At 68.6% G+C, this 6,059-nt stretch carries 3 protein-coding genes, 2 tRNA genes and 1 pseudogene; all 6 read left to right on the forward strand.

Going from position 1 to position 6,059, the window contains the following annotated elements; genetic code table 11:
- Positions 1–117 precede the first annotated feature (117 nt).
- The 6 genes and pseudogenes from gyrB to FIV44_RS15115 all read left to right on the forward strand — a co-directional run bounded on the left by gyrB (position 118) and on the right by FIV44_RS15115 (position 5,953).
- Positions 118–2,222, forward strand: a pseudogene (gene gyrB, locus FIV44_RS15095) (DNA topoisomerase (ATP-hydrolyzing) subunit B).
- A 51-nt stretch (positions 2,223–2,273) separates the two neighbouring features.
- On the forward strand, positions 2,274–4,985 hold the full coding sequence (gene gyrA / locus FIV44_RS15100) for a DNA gyrase subunit A (RefSeq protein ID WP_141005149.1): 2,712 nt from the start codon (positions 2,274–2,276) through the stop codon (positions 4,983–4,985).
- The gene (locus FIV44_RS15105) at positions 4,975–5,502 is read left to right on the forward strand and encodes a DUF3566 domain-containing protein (RefSeq protein WP_246086970.1); all 528 of its coding nucleotides are present in this window, start codon (positions 4,975–4,977) and stop codon (positions 5,500–5,502) included. The genes gyrA and FIV44_RS15105 overlap by 11 nt, the downstream gene beginning before the upstream one ends.
- A 90-nt stretch (positions 5,503–5,592) precedes the next feature.
- Positions 5,593–5,666 (forward strand) — tRNA-Ile (locus tag FIV44_RS15110).
- A 58-nt stretch (positions 5,667–5,724) separates the two neighbouring features.
- The gene (locus tag FIV44_RS31370; RefSeq protein ID WP_219996461.1) at positions 5,725–5,850 is read left to right on the forward strand and encodes a DLW-39 family protein; all 126 of its coding nucleotides are present in this window, start codon (positions 5,725–5,727) and stop codon (positions 5,848–5,850) included.
- Between the two features lie 27 nt (positions 5,851–5,877).
- Positions 5,878–5,953 (forward strand) — tRNA-Ala (locus tag FIV44_RS15115).
- Positions 5,954–6,059: the final 106 nt, after the last annotated feature.

Here is a 6,059-nt window from a genome sequence, read left to right on the forward strand (position 1 = left end):
ATGTCCCCAGACGGGGCCGCGGCGCGTGTCCTGAGGCCCCCAGACGGCTAGAATGGGTTATCGGCCGGGAACGCGTCTCGGGACGCCTGACTCGGCCGTCGCCATGCCTTCAAGTGAATGAGGTCCTGCGTGTCCACTGACGACCAGTCCCCCGAGGTCGTGCCCGAGACTCTGACGGAGTACGACGCCTCCGCGATCCAGGTCCTCGAAGGGCTCGAGGCGGTCCGCAAGCGGCCCGGCATGTACATCGGCTCCACCGGCGAGCGCGGTCTGCACCACCTGATCTGGGAGATCGTCGACAACGCCGTGGACGAGGCGCTCGCCGGCTACTGCGACACGATCAAGGTGACGCTCAACCCCGACGGCTCGGTCAGCGTCGCCGACAACGGCCGCGGCATCCCGACCGACACCGCCCCGGGGCAGGAGCTCCCGGCCGCGACCCTGGCGCTCACCGTCCTGCACGCCGGCGGCAAGTTCGGCGGCGGCGGCTACAAGGTCTCCGGTGGTCTCCACGGGGTCGGCTCGTCGGTCGTCAACGCGCTCTCCACCAGCCTGCGCCTGGAGATCAAGAACCGCGGCTACCTGTGGGAGCAGGACTTCTCGCTCGGCGTACCCGATCACGAGCTGCGGCAGGTCCGGCCCCTGGAGGAGGGGGAGCGCACCGGTACGACCGTGACCTGGTCCGCGTCGTCGGAGATCTTCGAGACCACCGACTACAACCTCGAGACGATCTCGACCCGGTTCCGCGAGATGGCGTTCCTCAACAAGGGCCTGCGGATCGAGCTGCGCGACGCCCGGCCCAAGGCCGAGGAGATCGCCGACGCGGTCGAGGACGGCACCGCGGACGAGACCGCGGGGATCGCCACCGCCGCCTCTGCCGTGCACGCGGTCGAGGTCGACGGGCACAAGGCGCTCGAGCAGGTCTTCCAGTACGAGCGCGGGCTCGCCGACTACGTCGACTTCCTCAACCGCAACAAGACCCCGATCAGTACGATCATCGCGTTCGAGGCCGAGACCGGCGACGACGCGGCCAACCCGATGAGCCTCGAGCTGGCCATGCAGTGGCAGGCGTCGTCGTACAACGAGTCGGTCCACACCTTCGCCAACACGATCAACACCCCGGAGGGCGGCACCCACGAGGAGGGCTTCCGCGCCGCGCTCACCTCGCTGGTCAACCGGTGGGGCGAGGAGTGGGGCCTGATCAAGAAGAAGGAGGATCGGCTCACCGGCGACGACATCCGCGAGGGCCTCACCGCGATCATCAGCCTGAAGATCTCCGAGCCGCAGTTCGAGGGCCAGACGAAGGCCAAGCTCGGCAACACCGAGGCGAAGGGCTTCGTGCAGTCGGCGGTCAACGACCACCTCGGCGACTGGATGGAGAAGAACCCCGCCGAGGGCAAGGAGGTCATCCGCAAGGCCCAGGCGGCGGCGACCGCCCGGATCGCCGCGCGCAAGGCGCGCGACCTGGCCCGCAACCGCAAGGGCCTGCTCGGCGGCGGCGGCCTGCCCGGCAAGCTGCGCGACTGCAGCTCGCGCGACCCGGAGGAGTGCGAGGTCTTCATCGTCGAGGGCGACTCGGCCGGCGGCTCCGCGGTCATGGGCCGCGACAACAACATCCAGGCGATCCTCCCGATCCGCGGCAAGATCCTCAACGTCGAGAAGGCGCGCATCGACAAGGTCCTGGCCAACCAGGAGGTCCAGGCGATCATCTCGGCGCTCGGCACCGGCGTGCACGAGGAGTTCGACGTCGACAAGCTGCGCTACCACAAGATCGTGCTGATGGCCGACGCCGACGTCGACGGCCACCACATCAACACCCTGCTGCTGACCCTGCTGTTCCGGTTCATGCGCCCGCTGATCGAGGCCGGCCACGTCTACCTCGCCCAGCCGCCGCTGTACCGGATCAAGTGGAACAAGCCGGCCGAGCACGAGTACGTCTACTCCGACGCCGAGCGCGACGCGGTGATGCGCGACGGTCTCGAGCAGGGCAAGAAGCTGCCCAAGGAGGCGCCGATCCAGCGCTACAAGGGTCTCGGCGAGATGAACGCCGACGAGCTGTGGGAGACCACGCTCGACCCCGACCAGCGGGTGCTCCTGCAGGTCACCCTGGAGGACGCGGCGCAGGCCGACGAGATCTTCTCGATCCTGATGGGGAGGACGTCGAGCAGCGGCGCTCCTTCATCCAGCGCAATGCCAAGGACGTTCGCTTCCTCGATATCTAGGTCTCTAACGCATTCCCTAGATATCGATAGATCGAGCCAGAGAGAGCAATCGTGACTGAAACCCAGAGCAACCTCGGCGACGGCAGCGGCAGCGGCCGCGTCCAGCCCGTCGACCTGCAGGAGTCGATGAAGCGCTCCTACATCGACTACGCGATGGCCGTCATCGTCGGCCGCGCCCTGCCCGACGTACGCGACGGTCTCAAGCCGGTGCACCGCCGGGTCCTCTACGCGATGTACGACGGCGGGTACCGCCCCGACCGCGGCTTCAACAAGTGTGCGCGCGTCGTCGGCGACGTCATGGGCAACTACCACCCCCACGGCGACTCCGCGATCTACGACACCCTCGTCCGGCTCGCCCAGCCGTGGGTGATGCGCAACCCGCTGGTCAACGGCCAGGGCAACTTCGGCTCGCCGGGCAACGACCCGGCCGCGGCCATGCGGTACACCGAGTGCCGGATGGCGCCGCTGGCCATGGAGATGGTCCGGGACATCGACGAGGACACCGTCGACATGACCCCGAACTACGACGGCAAGACCGAGGAGCCGACGATCCTGCCGGCCCGGTTCCCCAACCTGCTGGTCAACGGCAGCGCCGGCATCGCGGTCGGCATGGCGACCAACATCCCGCCCCACAACCTGCGCGAGGTCGCCGAGGGCGCGGTCTGGGCGCTCGAGCACCCGGACGCCACCCGCGAGGAGCTGCAGGACGCGCTCGTCGAGCGGATCAAGGGCCCCGACTTCCCCAACGGCGCGCTGATCGTCGGCCGCGAGGGCATCGAGCAGGCCTACCGCACCGGCCGCGGCTCGATCACGCAGCGCGCGATCATCGAGGTCGACGAGGACAAGTCCGGCCGCACCGTCCTGGTCATCACCGACCTGCCCTACATGGTCAACCCCGACAACCTGCTCGTGAAGATCGCCGAGCTCGCCGACGCCGGCAAGGTGCAGGGCATCGCCGACGTCCGCAACGAGACCTCCTCGCGGGTGGGCCAGCGGATCGTCATCGTCCTCAAGCGCGACGCCGTGGCCCGCGTGGTGCTCAACAACCTGCTCAAGCACACCGAGCTGCAGACCAACTTCAGCGCCAACATGCTGGCGCTCGTCGACGGCGTACCGCGGACGCTGAGCATCGACCAGTTCATCAGCAACTGGGTCGAGCACCAGGTCGACGTGATCCGCCGCCGTACCGAGTTCCGGCTCAGGAAGGCGGAGGCCGACGCCCACATCTGGCGCGGGCTGGTCAAGGCGCTCGACATGCTCGACGAGGTGATCGCGCTGATCCGGCGCTCGCCCGAGGTCGACGACGCCCGCCGCGGCCTGATCGAGCTGCTCGACATCGACGAGATCCAGGCCAACGCGATCCTCGACATGCAGCTGCGCCGGCTGGCCGCCCTCGAGCGCCAGAAGATCGTCGACCGGCTGGCCGAGCTCGAGCTCGTCATCGCCGACCTCAAGGACATCCTCGCCAATGTCGCGCGCCAGCGGCAGATCGTGATCGACGAGCTGGGGGAGATCGTCGAGAAGTACGGCGACGACCGTCGTACCCAGATCATCGCGGCCGCCGGTGACATGTCGATGGAGGACCTGATCCCCGACGAGGACCAGGTCGTCTCCATCACCCGCGGCGGCTACGCGAAGCGGACCCGCGCCGACCAGTACCGCACGCAGAAGCGCGGCGGGAAGGGCGTGCGCGGCGCGTCGCTGCGCGGCGACGACGTGGTCGAGCACTTCATCGCGACCACCTCGCACCACTGGCTGCTGTTCTTCACCACGGCCGGACGGGTCTACCGGACCAAGGTCTACAACCTGCCCGAGGCCTCGCGCGACGCCAAGGGCGGGCACGTCGCCGGCCTGCTGTCCTTCCAGCCGGACGAGTCGATCGCCCAGGTGCTGGCGATCCGCGACTACGAGCAGGCGCCGTACCTCGTCCTCGCGACGAAGAAGGGGCTGGTCAAGAAGACCCGCCTCGGCGACTACAACAGCCCGCGCCAGGCCGGCGTCATCGCGATCAACTTCCGCGATGACGACGACGAGCTGATCGGCGCCGAGCTGGTCAGCAGCGACGACTCGATCCTGCTGGTCTCGCGCAAGGGCCAGTCGATCCGGTTCGGCGCCGACGACGAGCAGCTGCGGCCGATGGGCCGGGCGACGTCCGGTGTGACCGGCATGAAGTTCCGCGACGGTGACGCCGTGCTCTCGATGACCGTGATCCGGGCCGCCGACGCCGCGGTCGAGGAGAGCGACGAGAACATCCAGTACGTCTTCACCATCACCGACGGCGGGTACGCCAAGCGCACCCGGATCTCCGAGTACAAGATCCAGGGCCGCGGCGGCCTCGGCGTGAAGGCGATGAAGCTCGAGAACGAGGAGCGCGGCTCGCTCGTCGGCGCCTTCATCGTCGTCGACGGCGACGAGGTCCTCTCCATCACCGCCTCCGGCCAGGTCGTCCGCAGCCCCATCAACGACGACTTCCGGCCCACCGGCCGCGCCACCCAGGGCGTGAAGTTCGTCAGCCCGAAGAAGGGCGACGCCGTCGCCGTCGTCGCGCGCTCGGTCGAGGCGAAGGAGGCCGAGGAGGAGCTGGCCGAGGAGGGCGCTGTCGAGGGTGTCGCCGAGGGTGCTGGCGAGGGTGCTGGCGAGGGCGCCTCCGAAGGCGCCGCCGGATCCGGTGAGGGTTCGGCGGAATCGCCCGTTCAGGCTCCGGATGCCACAATCGAGGGATCCGAGGGCACGAACGATGCCGACGGGGAGAGTGAGGGCTGATGACCGAGCGCGTCGAGGACACCGTGGTCCGGCCGGCGACCGCCGCCGGCCGCCCTGCCGGCGTACCCTCGGCGCCCGGCCCGTTCCCCCCGCCCCGGCCCCGGGCGCCGCCCCGGCCGCCCCCGGCGCCGCGGCTCGCGGCCGTACCCCGCGCCGCGCCCGCCTGCGGCTCACCCGGATCGACCCCTGGTCGGTCATGAAGACGTCGTTCCTGTTGTCCATCGCCTTCGCCGTCGTCACCGTGGTGTCGGTCGCGATGGTGTGGCAGGTCCTCGGCGCCGCCGGCGTCTGGGACTCGATCAACTCCACGATCCAGGAGGGCATCGGCGGCGAGGACGTCGCGTCCTTCCGGATCGAGGACTACGTCGGCACCAGCCGCGTGCTCGGGTTCACCATGCTCGTGGCCGCCATCGACGTCGTACTCATCACGGCGGCGGCCACCCTCGTCGCCTTCCTCTACAACATGTCCGCCGCCCTCCTCGGCGGCGTCGAGATCACCCTCGCCGAGGACAACTGAGCTGGCGTTTTGTCGGCGCCTCGCCCGCTCCGGTAAGGTCTGTCCTCGGCTTGCTGCCGCGGGGCTTCCACCCAGAGCAGCGAGTCACCCGGGCCTATAGCTCAGACGGTTAGAGCACCACACTGATAATGTGGGGGTCAGAGGTTCAAGTCCTCTTAGGCCCACGGAAAGCCCCGGCTGCGTACATCGCGGACCGGGGCTTCTTCGAAGGAGGAGCAGATCATGAAGAAGGTTCTTCTCGCCGTCTTCGGCGTGGTCGGCATCGTCATCGCCGGCAAGAAGCTCCAGGAGAGCAGGGCCGAACAGGCCCTGTGGGCCGAGGCCACCGACACCCTCCCTAAGAACTGAATCGACCGCTCGGGCTCGCCCGAGTGAGGGGCCTTGGCGCAATTGGTAGCGCACCTGCTTTGCAAGCAGGGGGTTGCGAGTTCGAGTCTCGTAGGCTCCACCAGAGAAACCGCAGGTCAGCCTGCGGTTTCTTTCATTTCAAGAGTGCTCTGGTTCGGTTCGAGTCCGGGCGCTAGGGGGACTGTAGGGGGAAGGAAGCGGAGGCGGCA

The organism is Nocardioides humi (assembly GCF_006494775.1).
GTDB classification, from domain to species: domain Bacteria; phylum Actinomycetota; class Actinomycetes; order Propionibacteriales; family Nocardioidaceae; genus Nocardioides; species Nocardioides humi.